13 protein-coding genes are annotated in these 19112 nt (G+C 66.5%); 9 read left to right on the plus strand and 4 right to left on the minus strand.

Annotation, left to right across the window (positions count from 1 at the left end):
• Positions 1–5 precede the first annotated feature (5 nt).
• Positions 6–1982: a heme lyase CcmF/NrfE family subunit gene (locus AB4118_RS07530; protein ID WP_441489145.1), complete on the plus strand. Its 1977-nt coding sequence runs from the start codon at positions 6–8 to the stop codon at positions 1980–1982.
• 4 nt (positions 1983–1986) lie between these two features.
• Positions 1987–2457, plus strand: a complete 471-nt coding sequence (locus tag AB4118_RS07535; protein ID WP_441489146.1) for a cytochrome c-type biogenesis protein — start codon at positions 1987–1989, stop codon at positions 2455–2457.
• Positions 2458–2520: 63 nt separating this feature from the next.
• On the opposite strand, the gene AB4118_RS07540 is transcribed toward AB4118_RS07535, so the two are convergent.
• Entirely contained in the window at positions 2521–2958 is a 438-nt protein-coding gene (locus AB4118_RS07540) for a hypothetical protein (protein WP_441489147.1), read from the minus strand.
• 287 nt (positions 2959–3245) lie between these two features.
• Here AB4118_RS07540 and AB4118_RS07545 point away from each other — a divergent pair, with 287 nt between their 5' ends.
• From AB4118_RS07545 to AB4118_RS07560, 4 genes are all read left to right on the plus strand, one after another.
• Positions 3246–4451: a S1C family serine protease gene (locus tag AB4118_RS07545; protein ID WP_441489148.1), complete on the plus strand. Its 1206-nt coding sequence runs from the start codon at positions 3246–3248 to the stop codon at positions 4449–4451.
• A 122-nt stretch (positions 4452–4573) separates the two neighbouring features.
• Positions 4574–5257, plus strand: coding sequence for a response regulator transcription factor (locus AB4118_RS07550; RefSeq protein WP_043241143.1), 684 nt, complete (start codon positions 4574–4576; stop codon positions 5255–5257).
• A gap of 55 nt (positions 5258–5312) precedes the next feature.
• The gene (locus AB4118_RS07555) at positions 5313–6770 is read left to right on the plus strand and encodes a HAMP domain-containing sensor histidine kinase (protein ID WP_441489235.1); all 1458 of its coding nucleotides are present in this window, start codon (positions 5313–5315) and stop codon (positions 6768–6770) included.
• Positions 6771–6786: 16 nt separating this feature from the next.
• Positions 6787–9744, plus strand: coding sequence for a bifunctional [glutamine synthetase] adenylyltransferase/[glutamine synthetase]-adenylyl-L-tyrosine phosphorylase (locus tag AB4118_RS07560; protein ID WP_441489149.1), 2958 nt, complete (start codon positions 6787–6789; stop codon positions 9742–9744).
• Positions 9745–9751: 7 nt separating this feature from the next.
• Here the strand turns inward: AB4118_RS07560 and AB4118_RS07565 are convergent, their stop codons facing one another.
• From AB4118_RS07565 to AB4118_RS07575, 3 genes are all read right to left on the minus strand, one after another.
• Positions 9752–12046 carry a PAS domain-containing sensor histidine kinase gene (locus tag AB4118_RS07565; protein ID WP_441489150.1) on the minus strand — a complete coding sequence of 765 codons (2295 nt, stop codon included), beginning with the start codon at positions 12044–12046 and terminating at the stop codon, positions 9752–9754.
• A gap of 218 nt (positions 12047–12264) precedes the next feature.
• Entirely contained in the window at positions 12265–14910 is a 2646-nt protein-coding gene (gene pepN / locus AB4118_RS07570; protein WP_441489151.1) for an aminopeptidase N, read from the minus strand.
• A 78-nt stretch (positions 14911–14988) separates the two neighbouring features.
• Positions 14989–16425: a cation-efflux pump gene (locus AB4118_RS07575; RefSeq protein WP_069877258.1), complete on the minus strand. Its 1437-nt coding sequence runs from the start codon at positions 16423–16425 to the stop codon at positions 14989–14991.
• A gap of 91 nt (positions 16426–16516) precedes the next feature.
• On the opposite strand from AB4118_RS07575, the gene AB4118_RS07580 reads away from it, so the two are divergent.
• The 3 genes from AB4118_RS07580 (at position 16517) to AB4118_RS07590 (ending at position 19056) form a co-directional block, all read left to right on the plus strand.
• Positions 16517–16969 carry a VOC family protein gene (locus AB4118_RS07580; RefSeq protein ID WP_441489152.1) on the plus strand — a complete coding sequence of 151 codons (453 nt, stop codon included), beginning with the start codon at positions 16517–16519 and terminating at the stop codon, positions 16967–16969.
• Positions 16970–17101: 132 nt separating this feature from the next.
• A complete protein-coding gene (locus AB4118_RS07585; RefSeq protein WP_441489153.1) occupies positions 17102–18151 on the plus strand; it encodes an aldose epimerase family protein in 1050 nt (349 codons plus the stop codon).
• Positions 18152–18156: 5 nt separating this feature from the next.
• On the plus strand, positions 18157–19056 hold the full coding sequence (locus tag AB4118_RS07590) for a PfkB family carbohydrate kinase (RefSeq protein WP_441489154.1): 900 nt from the start codon (positions 18157–18159) through the stop codon (positions 19054–19056).
• Positions 19057–19112: the final 56 nt, after the last annotated feature.

Raw genomic sequence — 19112 nt, forward strand, 5'->3', positions numbered from 1 at the left:
GCAGGATGATCGTCGAGATCGGACATTTCGCGCTCGCGCTGGCGCTGGGTGTCGCCGTCGTCCAGGCGCTCGTCCCACTCTGGGGCGTCTCGCGGCGGGATGCCGCCTTGGCTTCGGTTGGCCCGACGGCGGCGGTGACCTGCTTCCTGCTGGTCGCCTTCTCCTTCCTTGCGCTCGTCGTGTCCTATGTGCGCTCGGATTTCTCGGTCGAGAACGTCGTCGCCAATTCGCATTCGGCTCAGCCGCTGATCTACAAGGTGACGTCGACCTGGGGCAATCACGAAGGCTCCATGCTGCTCTGGGTGCTGATCCTGACGCTGTTCGGCGCGCTGGTCGCCTTATCGCGCCGCTCGCTGCCCACGCGTCTCAGGGCCGGAACACTCGCTGCGCAGGGCTGCGTCACGGTCGCCTTCCTGGCTTTCGTGCTCCTGACCTCGAACCCGTTCCGGCGGCTCGATCCGGCACCGGGCGAGGGCCAGGACCTCAACCCGATCCTTCAGGATCTCGGCCTCGCGATCCACCCGCCGCTGCTCTATGTCGGCTATGTCGGCTTCTCCATCACCTATGCCTTCGCGGTCGCCGCCCTGATCGACGGGCGCATCGATGCCGTCTGGGCGCGCGCTGTCAGGCCGTGGACGCTGCTGGCCTGGGTCTTCCTGACGCTCGGCATCGCGATGGGGTCCTACTGGGCCTATTACGAGCTTGGCTGGGGCGGCTGGTGGTTCTGGGACCCGGTCGAGAATGCCTCGCTGATGCCCTGGCTGGCCGGCACGGCGCTGATTCACTCCACCGTGGTGATGGAGAAGCGCGATGCGCTGAAGGTCTGGACGATCCTGCTCGCGATCCTGACCTTCTCGCTTTCGCTGCTGGGCACCTTCATCGTTCGCTCCGGCGTCCTGACCTCGGTGCATTCCTTCGCCAGCGATCCCGGCCGCGGCCTCTTCATCCTTGCGATCCTGGTCTTCTTCGTCGGCGGCTCGCTGGCGCTCTTCGCCTGGCGCGCGCCACTGTTGCGGCAGGGCGGCCTCTTCGCCCCGATCTCGCGGGAGGGCGCGCTGGTCGTGAACAATCTCTTCATCGCGACCGCCTGCGCGACCGTCTTCATCGGTACGCTCTATCCGCTGGTGCTGGAGATGCTGACCGGCGACAAGATTTCCGTCGGCCCCCCGTTCTTCAACGCCACCTTCGTACCCGTGGTCGTGCCTTTGCTGCTGCTGCTGCCGATCGGCCAGACGCTGGCCTGGAAGCGCGGTGATCTGCTTGGTGCGGCGCAGCGCATGTCGGCTGCTCTCGTGCTCGCAATCGTCTCCGGGCTTGCGGTCGTTGCGGTCATGCGTGGCGGCCCCGTCCTGGCGCCGCTTGGTATCGGGCTTGGCGTCTTCCTCATCGCAGGTGCGGCCTGGGATATCGGCGAGCGCGTGGTGCGGCGGGCGAGCGGCGCCTCGGCGATGCTGTCGCGCGCAATCGGCCTGCCGCGTTCGGCCTGGGGTACGGCCTTCGCCCATGCCGGCGTCGGCCTCAGCGTGATCGGTATCGCGGCTGCCGCATGGAGCGCGGAGGGGATCGGCGTGCTGAAGCCGGGCGAGAGCCTGACCAGCGGCCGCTATACCGTGGTCCTGGAGACGGTCACGCCGCGCAAGGGCCCCAACTTTACCGAGGATGTGGCGCGCTTCCGCGTTTCTGCCGGCGACAGACAGCTGAAACCCGTCGAGGCGATGAAGCGGGTCTATACCGCCCGCGCCATGCCGACGACGGAGGCCGGCATTCGGACCGACGGCCTCAGCCAGGTCTATGTCAGCCTTGGCGAGCCGCAGGGCGGCGGAATCGCGGTCAGGGTCTATGACAAGCCGCTCATCCTGCTGATCTGGATCGGTGCCGTCGTCATGGCTTTCGGCGGAGCGTTGTCGCTGACCGACCGGCGCTTCCGTCTCGCCGTGCCGCGGCGTGCCGCGACGCGCGCCGTCATCCAGCCGGCGGAGTGAACGCATGCGTCGCGTCCTTGCCTTGCTGATGCTCGGCCTGCTCTGCGCCAGCCCGGTCAGGGCGGTGCAGCCGGACGAGGTCCTGCCGAACGCCACGCTCGAGCAGCGGGCGCGCCAGATTTCCGGCGGCCTGCGCTGCCTCGTCTGCCAGAACCAGTCGATCGACGATTCCGACGCGCCACTTGCCCGCGACCTGCGCATCCTCGTGCGCGAGCGGCTGGTGGCCGGAGATACGGATGAGGCCGTGCGCGATTTCGTCGTCGCACGTTACGGCAATTTCGTCCTGCTCAGTCCTCCCCTCAATATCCGCACCATTGCGCTGTGGGTCGCGCCGTTCCTGATCCTTGCCTTCGGCCTTGCCTATCTCGGCCGGAGAAGCCGGCTGATGCGGACGTCGGCCGGGCAGCAGACGAAACCCCTGAGCGACGACGAACAGGCACGGGTTGACGCGCTGATCAGGCGGGACGGCAACTAAAGCATCGGCCCGAAGGGCGGATTACACTCTTCGGGAAATCCGCCGCAAACACCGACGCTCAGGTCAGATGGAGATGCCGCACTGATTCTGCATCTCGCCCGTTATGGTAGGGCCCAGGTTGGCGCTCCAATCCACAAAGCCGGTACGGATCGGCGATGGCCTGAACGTCGCGTGCTCGGCGAAGACCCGGGCAAAGCAGGCCACCTTGTCTCCTGAATATCCGCGCTGAGCCGCGATCTTCGTGCCCGCAAGGTAGGCTCCGCCCTGGGTTTGGGGCCCCGCATAGGTGTTGCGGCCTGCGATGCGGGCGGGCTTGCGGGCCGCGAGATCGGCCAGCCGGTCGACGCCGCAGCGGCGGCGGAGCTCGGCATTGTAGGCCGGTGTCGAGGGAGCAAACCAACCTCGGTTTCCGCTGGCTTTCTCGACCACGACGGCATGCCGTGCAAACACCTGCGCGTAGCATTCCGCGTTCGCGTAGCCGCGCTTCTGGGCGAGCCGCAAACCGGTTTGGTAGGCCGTGATGGTTTGCGAGGAGCGGCACTGCTGCCCAGTGCGAGGGCGGCAATCGCCGCGAATGTGAGAACGCGCATCGTCAAGGCCAGTCCGGCAAAGTCATCGTCCCCCCATGAGACAGGAGCGCCGTCTCAATCGTCAAGCGCACTGGGGGGCGCCGTCCGCTCAACCTTACAAAAACGTCATCTCGGCGCGAAAACGGGGTAAGGCGCCACCCGTCATGGTCACGACACCAAGCAGGGAATGCCCCTGCCGTCAGTCGCAGAGGTAAAACCATGACGACCCCTACCACTTCCAAGTCCATCCTCAAGCGCGGCGCCTTGATCGCCGGTGCGGCCACGCTGGGCATCGGTCTTGCCGCTGGTCTCGCGGATGGCGCTCTCATGCAGAATCACAGCGCCTTTGCCCAGCCGATCCAGCTCTCCGGCGTCCAGACCCAGCTCCCGTCCTTTGCGGACATGGTCGATCACGTGAAGCCGGCTGTCGTTTCCGTTCGCGTCAAGACCAGCGTCGCTGCCGCCTCCGCCGAGGATGGCGAGAGCGGCATCGAAGGTCTGCCGCCCGGCCACCCGCTCGAGCGCTTCCTCCGCCGTTTCGGTGAAGAGGGTCAGGGCCAGGGCCAGGGCCCGCGTCAGGGCAAGCCGCAGCCGCGTCAGGGCATGTCGCAGGGTTCGGGCTTCTTCGTCAGCCAGGACGGCTATGTCGTGACCAATAACCACGTCGTTCAGAACGCGACCGAGGTCCAGCTCGTCACCGATTCCGGCAAGACGCTTGCGGCCAAGGTCATCGGCACCGATCCGCGGACCGATATCGCCTTGCTGAAGGTCACCGAGGAGGGCAACTACCCCTTCGTCCAGCTCGCCAAGACGAAGCCGCGCATCGGCGACTGGGTGCTGGCTGTCGGCAACCCCTTCGGCCTCGGCGGCACCGTGACCGCGGGCATCGTCTCGGCCCAGGGGCGCGACATCGGCTCTGGTCCCTATGACGACTTCCTGCAGATCGATGCGGCCGTGAACCGCGGCAACTCGGGTGGCCCGACCTTCAACCAGAAGGGTGAGGTCGTCGGCGTGAACACCGCGATCTACTCGCCGTCGGGCGGCAATGTCGGCATCGCCTTTGCCGTTCCCGCTGCCACGGTCGACAGCGTCGTCGCCTCGCTGAAGAAGGATGGCTCCGTGGCCCGTGGCTTCATCGGCGTCCAGATCCAGCCGGTCACCGCCGAAGTCGCCGATGCGATCGGCCTCAAGGAGCCGCATGGCGCCCTGATCGCCGAGGCGCAGGCCAATGGTCCCGCCGCCAAGGCAGGCATCAAGCGTGGTGACACGATCATCGCCGTCAATGGCGACAAGGTCGCCGACGCCCGCGATCTCTCCAAGAAGATCGCGGTCTTCGCACCGGGTACCAAGACGACCCTGACCGTGTGGCGCGACGGCAAGGAGCGCGAGGTCAGCTTCGAGGTCGGCCGTCAGCCGGCCGCCTAAACAAGGTTGGGCAGGCTTCCTGGCCTTCAGTCGCCCCTGCCAGGTAAACCAGCCTTAACGCGGCAGGCCGGATGTATTCATCCGGCCTGCCGTTTTTCAGTTTCCTGAGGTAACCTGCCGTCATGCGACTCCTTATCGTTGAAGACGACGCCGAAGCGGCGGCCTATCTCGTCAAGGCCTTTCGCGAGGCTGGGCATGTTGCCGATCATGCCGCCGACGGCCTGCAGGGCTATGCGATGGCGGAGGGGGGCGGCTATGACGTTCTGGTGGTCGATCGCATGCTGCCGCGCCTCGATGGCCTGTCGCTGATCCGTTCGCTCAGGGAGCAGAACGATGCGACGCCGGCGCTGATCCTGTCGGCGCTCGCGCAGGTCGATGACCGCGTCAAGGGCTTGCGTGCCGGCGGCGACGACTATCTGCCGAAACCTTATGCCTTCTCCGAGCTGCTGGCGCGCGTCGAGGTGCTGTCGCGGCGGCGTGCGGCGCCGGCCTCGGAGCCGACGACCTATCGCGTCGGCGATCTCGTGCTCGACCGGCTGGCCCACCGGGTCACGCGCGGCGACAGCGAGATACCGCTGCAGCCACGCGAATTCCGCCTGCTCGAGTATTTGATGAAGCATGCCGGGCAGGTCGTGACGCGCACGATGCTGCTCGAAAATGTCTGGGACTATCATTTCGATCCGCAGACCAACGTCATCGACGTGCATGTCTCGCGGTTGCGTTCGAAGGTCGACAAGGGCTTCGAGCATCCGATGATCCACACCATTCGCGGCGCGGGATACATGGTTCGTGACACGACCCGCTGACATCGTCTCGCCGGGCTCCGGTGCGTCTCAGGCTCCGAAGAGGAAGCAGCGCTTCCTGCCGAACCTGTTCCGCACCACCGCCTTCAAGCTGACCGCGATTTATCTCGTCATCTTCGCGCTCTTCGCCGGGTTTGTGCTCGGCTATGTCGCCTGGAATGCCAAGCGGCTGCTGGATGACCAGATCCGATCGACGATCGACGCCGAGATCCAGGGGCTCGCCGAGCAGCAGCGCCTGGGTGGCATCAGGCGCCTCGTCAATATCATCGAGCGGCGCTCGCGCGCGCCGGGCGCTTCGCTTTATCTCGTGACGACGCCGGTCGGCGAGCGTCTGGCCGGAAATGTCGAGGCACTGCAGCCGGGCGCTCTCGACCTGCCGGGTGAGAGCGAGATCGAATATTCCCGCAGCAGCGACGCGCTCGACTCGCCGAGCCGCGCCATCGTCCGGGTCTTCGTGCTTCCGGCCGGCTTCAGGCTGCTCGTCGGCCGGGATCTCGAGGAACGGGACCGGCTGGGCGTGGTGATCCGGCGGGCGGCCGGCTGGTCGCTTCTGCTCGTCTTCGTGCTGGGCTGCTTCGCGAGCTGGTTTGTGGCGCGGCGCGTGCTCAAGCGCATCGACGACATGACCGATACCGCCCAGACCATCATGGCGGGGGATCTCAAGGGACGGCTCGCGATCTCCGGTACCGGCGACGAGCTGGATCGGCTGGCGCTCAATCTCAATGCCATGCTCGACCGGATCGGCGAGTTGATGTCTGGCATGCAGGAGGTCTCCGACAATATCGCGCATGATCTCAAGACGCCGCTGACACGTCTGCGCAATCGGGCCGAGGAGGCGCTCCGGACCGCCCAGTCGCCGGACGAACTCCGCGGCGCACTGGATGCCTCCATCGACGAGGCCGACAATCTGATCCGCGTCTTCAATGCGCTGCTGATGATCGCGCGGCTGGAAACGGGGCGGATCAATGACAGCATGGCCGAATTGGATCTCTCGGAGGTCGTTTCGGGGCTCGCCGAGCTCTACGAACCCTTGGCGGAAGAGGCGGGTCTTGAGATCGTCACCGAGGTTACGCCTGACCTGCGCGTATTGGGCAATCGCGAGCTGATCGGACAGGCGCTCGCCAACCTGATCGACAATGCCCTGAAATATGGCAAGCCGACCGGGGAGGCCGCCCCCATCGTGCGCGTTGCCGCCGGGGTGGTCGGGCAACAGATCGAGCTCTCCGTGACCGATAATGGGCCAGGTATTCCCGAGGCCGACCGCGGTCGCGTTCTCGAGCGCTTCGTCAGGCTGGATCAGAGCCGCAGCAAGCCCGGCTTCGGGCTCGGCCTCTCGCTCGCGGCCGGCGTCGTCCGGCTCCATGGCGGCCAGATCAGGCTCGAGGACAATGCGCCGGGCCTGCGCGTTGTCATGCTGTTGCCGGAAGCTCCGCCCAAGCCTGTGGAAACAGCCGGGGAAGGAGCGCTTCCCGCCTCGACAGCGCAGGCGAACCCTGCTGGCCTCCAGTCGGCTTGATCGGCGGGGTTATGCAATGGACGGGCAGCTTTGCGAGAGAGTTTCGAGCGCGCCCGTCCTGCCGGCGCGGGCCAAGGCCGATGCGCTCATCGCGCATGACCTGATCGATCGCCTGCGGGACGAGAAGGCCGCCCAGGCTCTCGCCGCCCATTTCGCGGACTATCCGCGTTCGACCGAACTCGTCGCTGGTCTGCTGGCGCATTCGCCTTTTCTCGCGCAGGTCATGCGGCTTGATCCCGAAGGGCTGCTCGCCTCCCTGACCTTGCAGCCGGAAGCGCGGCGGGACGCCCTGCTCGGTGATATCCAAGCTCTGGGTGCCGCCGCCGAATGCGAGACCGGCGAACTGATGCGGGGCTTGCGGCGCTTTCGCCAGGCCATGGCGCTGCTCGTGGCGCTCGCCGATATCGGCGGCCTCTGGGATGTCGAGACGGTGACGGCCGCCTTGACCGCGACCGCCGACATGGCGGTGCGGCTGGCGGTTGCGCATGCATTGCGGCAGGCGGCCGACCTCGGGCGGATTACCCTGGCCGATCCAGCCAATCCAGGCCCGGGCTCAGGCCTCGTCGTGCTCGCGCTGGGCAAGCACGGCGCCGGCGAGCTGAATTACTCCTCCGACATCGATATCGTCGTCTTCTTCGATCCCGAAGCGGCCGAGGCCGCGGGCGTCGCCGAGCCGTCGAGCTTCTTCGTCAAGCTGACGCAACAGGTCGCCCGGATCATCCAGGAGCGGACCCCGGACGGTTACGTCTTCCGCGTCGATCTCAGGCTGCGGCCCGATCCCGGCTCGACGCATGTCGCCGTCGCGCTGCCGACCGCCTATTCCTACTATGAGACCGTCGGTCAGAACTGGGAACGGGCGGCGATGATCAAGGCGCGCCCCGTGGCGGGCGACCTCGAACTCGGCCACCGCTTCATCCGCGATCTCGCCCCCTTCATCTGGCGCAAATATTTCGACTTCGCCGCGATCGCCGACATCCATGCGATGAAGCGCCAGATTCAGACGGTGAAGGGCCACGAGACCGTTGCGGTCGCCGGCCATAACGTGAAGCTCGGGCGCGGCGGCATCCGCGAGATCGAGTTCTTCGTGCAGACACAGCAGCTCGTCTTCGGCGGCAGGCGTCCGGCTTTGCGCGGTGCGCGGACCCTCGACATGCTGGCCGAACTGACCCGCGAAGGCTGGATCACGCCCCAGGCGCGCGACGAGCTCGGCGAATCCTATCGCTTCCTGCGCACGATCGAGCACCGGCTGCAGATGCGCAATGACGAGCAGACGCAGACGCTGCCGACGCAGAAGGCCGATCTCGAGGCCTTTGCCCGTTTCTGCGGCTATCCCTCGACGGCCGCTTTCGGCAAGGCGCTGACGGCTCATGCCAAGCGCGTCGAAGGCCATTATGGGCTGCTGTTCGAAGAAGGTCCGAGCCTGGCGAGCGAGGCAGGCACATTGAGCTTCACCGGCACCGAGCTTGATCCCGATACGTTGGAAACGCTGGGCAAGCTCGGCTTTCGCGCCCCAAAAACCGTGGCGGAGACCGTGCGCGGTTGGCATTTCGGCCGCCGTGCTGCCGTCACCAGTGCGCGCGCCCGTGAGGTGTTGACCGAGCTGACGCCGGCGCTGCTCGTGGCGCTGGGCCGCACGGCCGATCCCGATGGTGCACTCGCCCATCTCGACAACGCCTTCGTTCGGATGCCGGCGGCTGTCGAACTGCTGACCCTGCTGCGTTCGCACGGCTCGCTCTTGACGATCTTCGCCGAGATTCTTGGCAGCGCCCCCCGCCTGGCCAAGGTCGCCGCCCTGCACCCGCATGTGCTCGACGGAGTCATCGACCCGGCCTTCACCTCATCCGTGCTCGATGGCGAGGCGGTCGCGCGGCGCATTCGCGCCGCTGTCGGGACGCCGCCGCCCAGCGTGGAGGACGGGCTCGATCGACTGCGCGACGCGGCCCGGCAGGAGAACTTCCTCGTCGGGGCGCGGCTGCTTTCGGGCGTCTATGCCGCCCAACAGGCCGGTCAGGCCTATTGCGCGGTGGCCGATGCCTGCCTGTGCGTCGCCTTCGACGACACCAAGACGGCTTTCGCAGAAGACCATGGCGTGGTCGAGGGGGCGGAGACGGTGGTCCTCGGGCTCGGCCGGCTCGGGGCGGGCGAGCTGACGCCGTCCTCCGATCTCGACCTGATCCTGCTCTATGACCGGCCGGCTGCATCTGAGGCCAGCACCGGGCGCAAATCGCTCGATCCGGTGACCTGGCATATCCGGTTCACGCAGCGCCTCGTTGCGGCCCTGACGGTGCCGACGCGGCGTGGCACGCTCTACCAGGTCGACATGCGGCTGCGGCCCTCCGGCAACAAGAGCCCGGCCGCAACCCAGTTCGCCGGCTTCGAGGCCTATCACGGCGGCGAAGCCGAGATCTGGGAGGAGATGGCGCTGACGCGTGCCCGCGTCATCACCGGCGATGCTGGGCTTGCGCGCCGCACTGAAGCGGCGATCGCGGCCATCCTGGGCCGCAGGCGCGAGCCGGCCAAAGTCGCTGCGGCGGTTGCCGATATGCGGGCGCTGATCGCCAGGGAGAAGGGTGAAAGCGATCCATGGGATCTCAAGCTTGCTGCGGGTGGGCTGACGGATCTGGATTTCCTGGCGCAGTTCCTGATCCTGGCTCACGCCAGCGCTCATCCCGGGCTTCTGGCACGCGATACCGCGTCGGTCTTCGTCGCTGCGCGCGAAGCCGGGCTGCTGGCGCAACCGCATGCCTCGGTTCTCGTGGAGGCGCACCGTCTGATTGGCGACGTGCAGCTCTGGCAGCGCTTCACCGTTGAGGAGGCCTTCGATCCGAAGGCGGTGCCGGAGCGTGTGCTGCGCCGGATCGCGACGGCCGTTGGCCGGCCGGATGCCAAGGTGCTGCGCGCAGAACTGGACGAAACGCGGAGCGCCGTGCGCGGAATCTTCAAGCGGGTGCTGGGCGCAGCCCGTCAGGGCTGAGGGAGCCTTACGCAGCCTGGGCGTTGATCCGCCCGGCGCCCCCGTTCAGGGGCAGATGCACCATCACGATCGTGCCGGCGCCGCTGGTCGAGCGCAGGCGCAGCGAGCCGCCATGGAGCTCCGTCAGGGACCGGGCGATGGCGAGACCGAGGCCGGAGCCGCCATGGCTGCGGATGAGCTCGCCCTCGACCTGCTCGAAGGGCCGGCCGATACGGTCGATCTTCTCCTTCGGGATGCCGATGCCGGTATCCTCGACATAGATGTTGAGCGCGTCCGGCACCTGCCGCGTGCGGATGGCGACGCGCCCGCCGGTGGGGGTGAACTTGATCGCGTTGTCGAGCAGGTTCTGGAGAATCTGGTAGAGCGCATGCGGATCGGCGACGAGGTGCAGGTTCTTGGCCCCCTCGACGGTCAGGGTGAGGTCCTTGCGCGCGATCTGGTCCTGGGCCTCATGCACTGCCTCGGCCACGACGAGGTCGACCGCGACATCGGAGGCTTCCAGCCGGCGCTTGCCGGATTCCAGCCGCGACATGTCGAGGATGTCGTTGATCACGCTGAGCAGATAGCCGCCGCTGGTGCGGATGTCGCGGACATACTCGACATAGCGTTCGCTGCCGAGGGCACCGAACATCCCGTTCTCCATGATCTCGGAGAAGCCGATGATGGCGTTGAGCGGCGTGCGCAGCTCGTGGCTCATATTCGCCAGGAATTCCGACTTGGCGCGGTTGGCGGTTTCGGCGGCAGCCTTCTGCTCTAGATAGCGCTCGGCGAGATCGGCGAGTTGCTGAGCCTGCGCCTCGAGCTTCTGGCGTGAGGCCTTGAGATTGGTGACATGCATCAGGAGTTCATGCTCGGACTGGGTGAGCCGCTCTTCCTGCTGCTTCAGCGTGGTGATGTCGGTGCCGACCGAAACCGAGCCGCCATCCTTCGTGCGGCGTCCGTTGATCTGGAGCCAGCGGCCATCGGAGAGGCGCGCCTCGTAGGAGGTGCCGTTCTCGCGGGAGTGGCGGGTCGGCTCGCGGTCGATATTGGGCTGGGCGCTGAGGCTCATCACCTCTTCGTGGCTGACGCCCCGGTGGACGGCTTCGGCGGAAAGCTGGTGCAACTGCTGGTATTTGGCGTTGCAGAGCACGAGACGATTATCCGCGTCCCAGAGCACGAAGGCTTCCGAGATGGCCTCGACGGCATCGCGCAGGCGGGCATCGGCTGTCGCGGTCTGCTCGGCCATGCGGCGTTGCTCGGAGATGTCGACTGCGATGCCGACGAGGTGCTGCGAATGGGTGCGCCGGTCGGTGACCAGCTCGGCGCGGGCCTTGAGCCAGACCCAGCCGCCATTGACGTCGCGAACCCGGAATTCCTGGTCGAGATGGTCGGCCTCGCCGCGGCTGATCGCGTCGGCGAGCGCGTAGAGATCGACATCGGCCGGATGGATGAAGGCATTGACTTCGCCAAAGGACATGAAGTCGCCGGCGCGGTCATAGCCGAGCATCGCATACATCGAGTCCGACCAGTAGATGCGGCCGCGCGCGAGGTCCCAGTCCCAGAGGCCGCAATGGCCGCGGTTGAGCGCGGTATCGATACGTTCGCGCACGCAGTCGCAGTCCTCGTCGGCGGCGCGGGCGCGCTTCGACTGCATCAGGAAGGCGACGGTAAGGGCAGAAAGGACCAGCGCGGCCGAGCCGAACAGGATGGTGAGCGCGCGACTGCGCTCATTCCAGAGCGACAGCACCCGCGACGCGGGTTGCAAGACCGCAACCTGGCCGAGCGGGGCGGCGAGGTTGCGGACGGTCGCGAAGGTCTCAAGGCCGCCTGGGAGGACGATCTTCATGACGCCGGCCCGGTCGCCGAACACGGTCAGCGGCTGGGTCTGGCCAAGGAAATCGACCAGCGTGCGCCGGGCCTGTCCAATCACCGGCTCGCTGGCGATGACCTGACCGCTGGCATCGCTGACATGGACGAGGCGGCCATGTGAGGACAGGTGCTTGGTCGCAAGTGCGGCAAGAACAGTTGCAGGTGCCGCATCGATCTTTGTCGCGATGTCGAGTTCTCGCGCGATCAGTGACGCAACGAGGTCGAGATCAGATATCGCATCCGACAATGCATCGTCACGCATCGCGGAGGTCTGGATATAGGCGCCGGCACCGAACAGGACAAAAAAGCCGAGGACGAGGGCAGGAATGACTTTGCGAAAGGTCGGCTCAGCCTTCTCAAACCGCTGGTAGAGCGGATGAGTCAGCGATCTTGCGACACCCAGAATCGTGCCTGCGCGCGTTGCCGCGCAGGTCGCGTTCGCACGCGCCATGCCCGTTCCCCCTTCGGATAACAGTACCGTCAGTAAGATCGGGAGACGTGCCGCATCCCCTCGAATCACCGCCAGTTGAATCCGACCGAATCGGTTTGTCTAGCTTTGAGTTGAATCAGGGGCTCAGAATTCGCCCTATGGTTGTAGTAATTCATAGAATGAATCTTGTGCGGGTAATAAATCGTTAACGAACTGGACAGGCGGTGCGCGCCCGCCTCTCAGGCGAGTGCGCGCTCTGCGATATCGGCGACGTCCCGCGACAGATTGGGGGTGCGCGACACCATGGTGAGGGCCGCCTGAGCGAGGCCGCGACGGCCCGGCTCCAGCGTGCGCCAGGTCTTGAAGGAACCGAGCAGGCGCGAGGCGATCTGGGGATTGGTCCGATCGAGCGCGATCACGATATCCGCCACGAAATCATAGCCGGCGCCATCGGGTCGGTTGAACTGCGTCAGGTTGGCGGCAAACCCGCCGATGAGCGAGCGGACGCGGTTCGGGTTGCCGAGCGAGAAGGTCGGGTGCCGCATCAGGTCCTTGACGCGGCCGAGCGTGCCGGGCTCGGCGATCAGAGCCTGCGCCATCAGCCATTTGTCGAGCACGAGCGGCTCAGCCGCATAGCGCTCTGCGAAGCGCCGGATCAGGGCTTCGCGAGCCTCCCCCGGGATCAGCGTCATGGCGGCGAGTGCCGCAAGCCGGTCGGTCAGGTTGTCGGCGGCGCCGAACTGGGTGTCTGCGAGGCGCGCGCTGGTCTCGGGGGCGCCGATGGCGAGCAGTCCCAGCGCTTCGTTGCGCAGCGCCCTTCGCCCGGCTGCCGTGGCATCCGGCGAATAGAGGCTCTTATCGTCAAGCGCGTCGCGCAGGCTCGAAAGCCTGTCGGCCAGTGTCTTGCCGATCTGTGCCGAGAGCGCGCGGTGGGCCGCATGGATCCGGTCGGGATCGACATCCCGACCGATCTCGCGGGCGATATCGGCGGCGGCGGGCAGGCGCAGCACCTGGGCGGCAAAGGCAGGGTCGGCAAGCGCATGATCGCGCAGGAAGGCGTCGAGCGCTCCGGCGAGTTCCGTGGCCTTGTCGGCAAGCCCGGCGGCGCTGAGGGCTCCGCGCCCGGCGCTGGTCAACGCGCGCGTCGCGACCGTTTGGAGCGCTTGCCAGCGATTGAAGGAATCGCTGTCTGCAGAGAACAGGCGCAGCAGATCGGCATCGGCAAGATCGAGCTCCAGCCGCGCCGGGGCCGAAAAGCCGCGCAGCAAGGACGGGATCGGCGCCTCGTCCAGGCCCGTGAAGGTCACTGACAGCGACGGTTGGTCGAGCACGATGAGCCCGTCGCCCGCATAGGCATTCGAGTTGCTGTGGAGCGGCAGGTCGCCGGCCTTGCCGACGAGGCCGAGCGCGATCGGCAGCGCCACCGGCGCTTTCTGGGGCTGGCCGGGGGTCGGCGGCGTGCTCTGGGCGAGATCGAGCGTATAGCTCCTTGCGGCAGCATCGTAGCGGCCGGAGGCGACGATCGTTGGGGTGCCCGCCTGTTCGTACCAGCGCGCGAAATGGCTGAGATCCTGACCCGAGCTCTCGGCGAAACAGGCCAGGAATTCCTCGATCGTCGCAGCGGTGCCATCGCAGCGCTCGAAATAGAGATCCATGCCGCGCTTGAAGGCCTCGTCGCCGATCAGGGCCTTGAGCATGCGGATCACCTCCGCGCCCTTCTCATAGACGGTCGGCGTGTAGAAGTTGTTGATTTCCTTGTAGGCGCGCGGCCTGACAGGGTGGGCGAGGGGCCCTGCATCCTCGGAGAACTGGGTTGCGCGCAGGGTCCGCACATCGGCGATGCGCTTCACCGGGCGGGAGCGCTCGTCGGAGGAGAATTCCTGGTCGCGGAAGACCGTGAGCCCTTCCTTCAGGCACAGCTGAAACCAGTCGCGGCAGGTGATCCGGTTGCCGGTCCAGTTGTGAAAATACTCGTGCGCGATGATCGCCTCGATGCTGGCATAGTCGCCATCGCTGGCGGTCTGCGGATCGGCCAGCACATATTTGTCGTTGAAGATGTTGAGGCCCTTGTTCTCCATCGCGCCCATGTTGAAATCCGACACGGCGACGACGTTGAACACATCGAGATCATAGTTCCGGCCGAAGACGCGTTCGTCCCAGCGCATGCAGCGCACCAGCGAGTCCAGCGCCCAGCCGGCGCGGCTGCTCTTGCCGGGCTCGACATAGACGGCGAGCTCGACCTTGCGGCCATCGGCGGTGACATAGTCCTCGCGGACATGGTCGAGCGTGCCGCCGACCAGGGCAAACAGATAGGCGGGCTTGGGATGGGGGTCGTGCCAGACCGCGAAATGCCGGTCGGTGCCGGCGACATCCCCGGTCGCGACCCGGTTGCCGTTCGAGAGCAGGACCGGAGCCTCGGCCTTCTTCGCCTCCAGGCGCACGGTGTAGACCGACATCACGTCGGGGCGGTCGAGGAAATAGGTGATCCGGCGGAAGCCATCCGCCTCGCACTGGGTGCAGTAGACGTTGGACGAGCGATAGAGCCCCATCAGCTTGGTATTGGCCGAGGGGTTCAGCACCGTCTCGATGGTGAGGGTGAAGCCGCGCTGCGGTGGCGCGAGCACGGTCAGTCCCTGCGGCGTGGCGCTGTAGGCCGCAGCATCCAGCGTGGTTCCATCGAGCTTGAGCGAGACCAGCGTCAGCTCGTCCCCGTCGAGGACCAGCGGCGATCCCAGCTGCCCGGCCGGATTCGGCCTGAGGCCAAGCTGGGCCCGCACCTTCGTTTCATGCGCATCGAGAACGAAGTCGAGATCGACCGTATCGATCAGCCAGTCGGAGGGACGATAATCCTCGAGACGGATCAGGGGGGTATCTTCGGCGCGCATGGACAACCCTGGCGAAAACGACATCTGAGCCTTGTCTGTAGCCCGAGCCCCCTTCCGCTGAAAGTCCGTGCGCGCTGATCAGGCAGGCTGGCGCAGATGCGCAGGCTCGGCATGGCTGACCAGCCGGCAGACCTGCGGGCGCGCGATCCGGACGGCGCGCTCGATCGCGTCGACCGCGGCATGGACCGCCGCGACGTCGAGCGCCGGATCGACACGGCAGTGATAATTCACCACGAGACCGTTCGGGGTCTGGCGCACGCGGACGCTGTGGATGTCGTGGATCGGGCCGTCGAGTCCCGCGGCCTCCTTGGCAAGCGCCTTGCCGATATCCTCCACCGCGTCCCATGCGGCATTGTGGCCCGGCGGCGTGCCGGTTTCCATGGGCTCGATATGGGTCTCGACCTCTGTCTCGCCGCCGAACTCGGCGCGGATCGCGGTCTCGAGCCGGGTCGCGATCTCATGCGCCTCGCCGAGCGGCAGCCGGGAATCGACCTCCATATCGAGGCTGACCGAGAGTCGGTCGCCGATGCTGTGCACGGTGACGTGGTGCACCGGGATCTTGAGCTTGAGCGCGATCAGCAGAACCCGCTCGAGCGCGGTCTCATCATCGACCTGGATCGGGTTGGCGGTGACGGTGATCTCGGCCCCTGGCTCGACCTCGCGCAACGCCAGCACGAGCGCGTCCTTGATGGCGACGACACGGTCGAGCGGGAGCGTCCGCGAGACGCGAATTCCGATCTCGCCATGGGTCTGGCCGCCCGAAGGCCGAACCTTCAGCCATTCCACGGCGACGACGCCGGGCACAGCCCCGGCTGCGGCGGTCAGGCGCTCGCTCAGCCCGGCGGGGGCAGCGTCGAGCAATGTATTGATCGTGCGGCGCCCGAGCTTGAAGGCGGAATAGGCCATGAAGGCTGCGATCGCGAAGGCGGCGATCGTGTCGGCCCGCCCAAAGCCGAACCAGGCGGCGATGAGGCCGACGAGAACCAGGGCCGAGCCGACGAAATCCGCTGAAAAATGCGTCGCCTCGGCTGCCAGTGCCTCGCTGCCCGTTTCCGCCGCGACCTTGCGCAGCGAGTGCCAGCGGATCGCGTCGACGATCATGGAAAAGAGGATGACGCCAAGCACGATGGGCGTGACGGTAACGGCGTCGACCGTACCGCTCCACAGCCGGCTGATCGCCTCCCAGAGGATAGCTCCGGCCAGCGTAAAGAGGATCGCGGTCTCGACCAGCGCCGCCAACGCCTCGACCTTGCCATGGCCGTAATGGTGCTCCGCGTCGGCCGGCTTGTCGGCCGCCCGCACCGCGAACCAGGTGAACAGAGTCGAGCCGATATCGATCAGCCCCTGCAAGGCATCGGTCAGCAGGGCGAGCGAGCCGGAGAGGATCGCAGCGATGCCCTTGGCTCCGGTCAGCAGGAGCGTCGCCATCACCGACAGCAAGGCAGCACGCTGCTTGATGCTGGAAATCGTCGCGGCGTCGGGGCGTTTCGTGTCCACGTCTTGCGTTCTCGTCATGGCCCGCCTCGCGCGCCGCCTCTTGGAAAGCAGAGCGTCTGGCCCGATTTAGGAGCGAGATCAACCCGGCCGAACAAGGGGAGCCCCAAGCATGCGATATCTCCACACCATGGTGCGTGTCACCGATCTCGACGCATCACTCGATTTCTACGTGAACACGTTCGGCCTTGTCGAAACCCGCCGCATCGAAAATGAGAAGGGACGCTTCACGCTGGTCTTCCTGGCTGCGCCGGATGACGCCGCCGACGCCAAGGGCGCCGAAGGAAGCCGCGGCCGCCCCACGCTGGAGCTGACCTATAACTGGGATCCGGAAGTCTATACCGGCGGCCGCAATTTCGGTCACCTCGCCTATGAGGTCGACGATATCTACGCGACCTGCGACAAGCTGATGAAGGCGGGCGTCACGATCAACCGCCCTCCGCGCGACGGAAACATGGCTTTCGTCCGCTCTCCCGACAACATCTCGATCGAGATCCTGCAGAAGGGGCCCGCCAAGGCGCCGGCCGAGCCGTGGGCGAGCATGCCGAATACCGGGGTTTGGTGAGGGCCGAGGCGCCGGGCTCAAACGCCGGACCCAAGCGCCAGACCCATGCGTGTGACCGTTGAGCACGGCGATGAAATCGGGCACGAGAGGGCGCGGCTTCGGCCGCGTTTCCTTGCCGGTGGTGTGATGCCCATGACCAAGCCTGCTCTCGCCGCGACCCTTTCGGACGGCACGCCGATCCACGACATCGTGCTTCGCTCGCCCGGTGGGGCCGAGGCGCGTGTCATGGACTGGGGTGCGACGCTGCGCGATCTGCGCGTGCCGCTGCCGAGCGGCCAGCCGCAGCGTGTCGTACTCGGGCTGGCCGATCCCGCCGATTATCCCCAGCACGCCTCGCATATGGGCGCGATCGCCGGACGTTTCGCCAACCGCATTGGCGGCGGGCGCTTCACGCTCGACGGCAAGACCTATCATTTGCCTCTGAACGAGAACGGCCGGCATTCGCTGCATGGTGGCGGGCAGGGCTTCGGCAAGCGGCCCTGGACCATCCTGCATCATGACGCGGCAAGCGTGACGCTGGCCCTGGTCTCGCCTGACGGTGATGCCGGCTATCCCGGTGCGCTGAATCTCTGGTGCCGCTACAGCCTTGTCGGGGCAGCAACGCTGCGCATCGAACTCACCGCCACCACCGATGCGCCGACGATCGTCAATCTCGCGCATCACTCCTATTTCAAGCTCGATGATGGTCCCGACATTCTCGACCACGAGCTCGAGGTCCGCGCCAATCTGATGACGCCGGTCGATGCCGACCTGATCCCGGACGGATCGCTCGTCCCGGTTGCCGGCATGCCCTTCGATTTTCGCAAGCCGCGCGCGGTCCGCTTCGCAAACCCCGACGGCACGCGCTTCTGGTTCGATCACGACTATGTCCTGATCCGCGACCAGTGTGAGCCGAGCGCGCTCGCCGGGCTGACGCTCGCCCATGCCGCGACCTTGCGCTCGCTGCGCAGTGGGCTCGCGATGCAACTCTGGACGACGGAGCCGGCGCTCCAGGTCTATGACGGCTTCAAGCTCAACACCTCCGTGGTGGGGCTCGACGGCCAGCCCTATGGTCCAAATGCCGGCATCGCGCTGGAACCCCAGCACGTGCCGGACTCACCCAATCTGCCGCATTTCCCCACGACCGTGCTGCGCCCCGGCGAGGTCTACCGGCAGGTCAGCGAATATCGCTTCAGCGGTTGAAATCCATGGCAGGCGTCTTCAGTCTCGGCATCGCAACCCTCGACTATGTCTACAGCGTCGAGACCATGCCGACGCGTGGCGAGAAATATCGCTCACGCGATCTGGCGGTGGTCGGTGGCGGCTGCGCCGGCAATGCTGCGGTCGCCATCGCGCGGCTTGGCGGTCAATCCTGGCTGGCGACCCGGCTCGCGGACGATCGTGTCGGCGACGAGATCGTGGCTGAGCTCGCAGACGAGGGCGTCGATACCCGCTTTGCCTTGCGCGCCGTGGGGTTGCGCTCACCAGTTTCAGCCATTCTTGTCGATGCCGCTGGCGAACGCATGGTCGTCTCCTATTCCGATCCGGCGATGCCGGAGAGCGCCGAGTGGCTCCCGAAAACCCTGCCGGACGGGGCGAAGGCGGTGCTCGCCGATACGCGCTGGGGCGAAGGAGCGCTCGCGGCGCTGAGGCTTGCGCGCCAGGCCGGTGTTCCGGGCCTGCTCGATGGCGACCGTAGGCCGCCTCATCCCGATCTCGTGGCGACCGCAAGCCATGTCGCCTTCAGCGCCCAGGCCTTGCGTGAGGTTTCGGGGGAGGAGGATCCGCGCCTTGGCCTCGCCCGGGTCGGGCAGGGTGCAGCGACCTGGCTTGCCGTCACGCTCGGCAAGGAAGGGGTGCTCTTCATCGAAAATGGCGAAGTCGCGCATCTGCCGGCCTTCGCGGTCGAGACCGTCGACACGCTTGGCGCAGGGGATGTCTGGCATGGGGCTTTTGCGCTGGCGCTGGCCGAGGAACAGGACGAGCGCAGCGCCATCCGCTTCGCCTCGGCGGCCGCTGCGATCAAATGCACGCGCTTTGGCGGTCGCGCCGGCGCGCCGACGCGCGGCGAGGTGATGCGCTTCCTGATCGAGACCGGCCCCGGCTGAAGCGGCGCCCGTGGAACGGGCAGCGCCTGCCTGAAATTTGGGCGGCGCTGACGGCG

The organism is Allobosea sp. 2RAB26 (assembly GCF_052115465.1).
Lineage (GTDB): Bacteria > Pseudomonadota > Alphaproteobacteria > Rhizobiales > Beijerinckiaceae > Allobosea.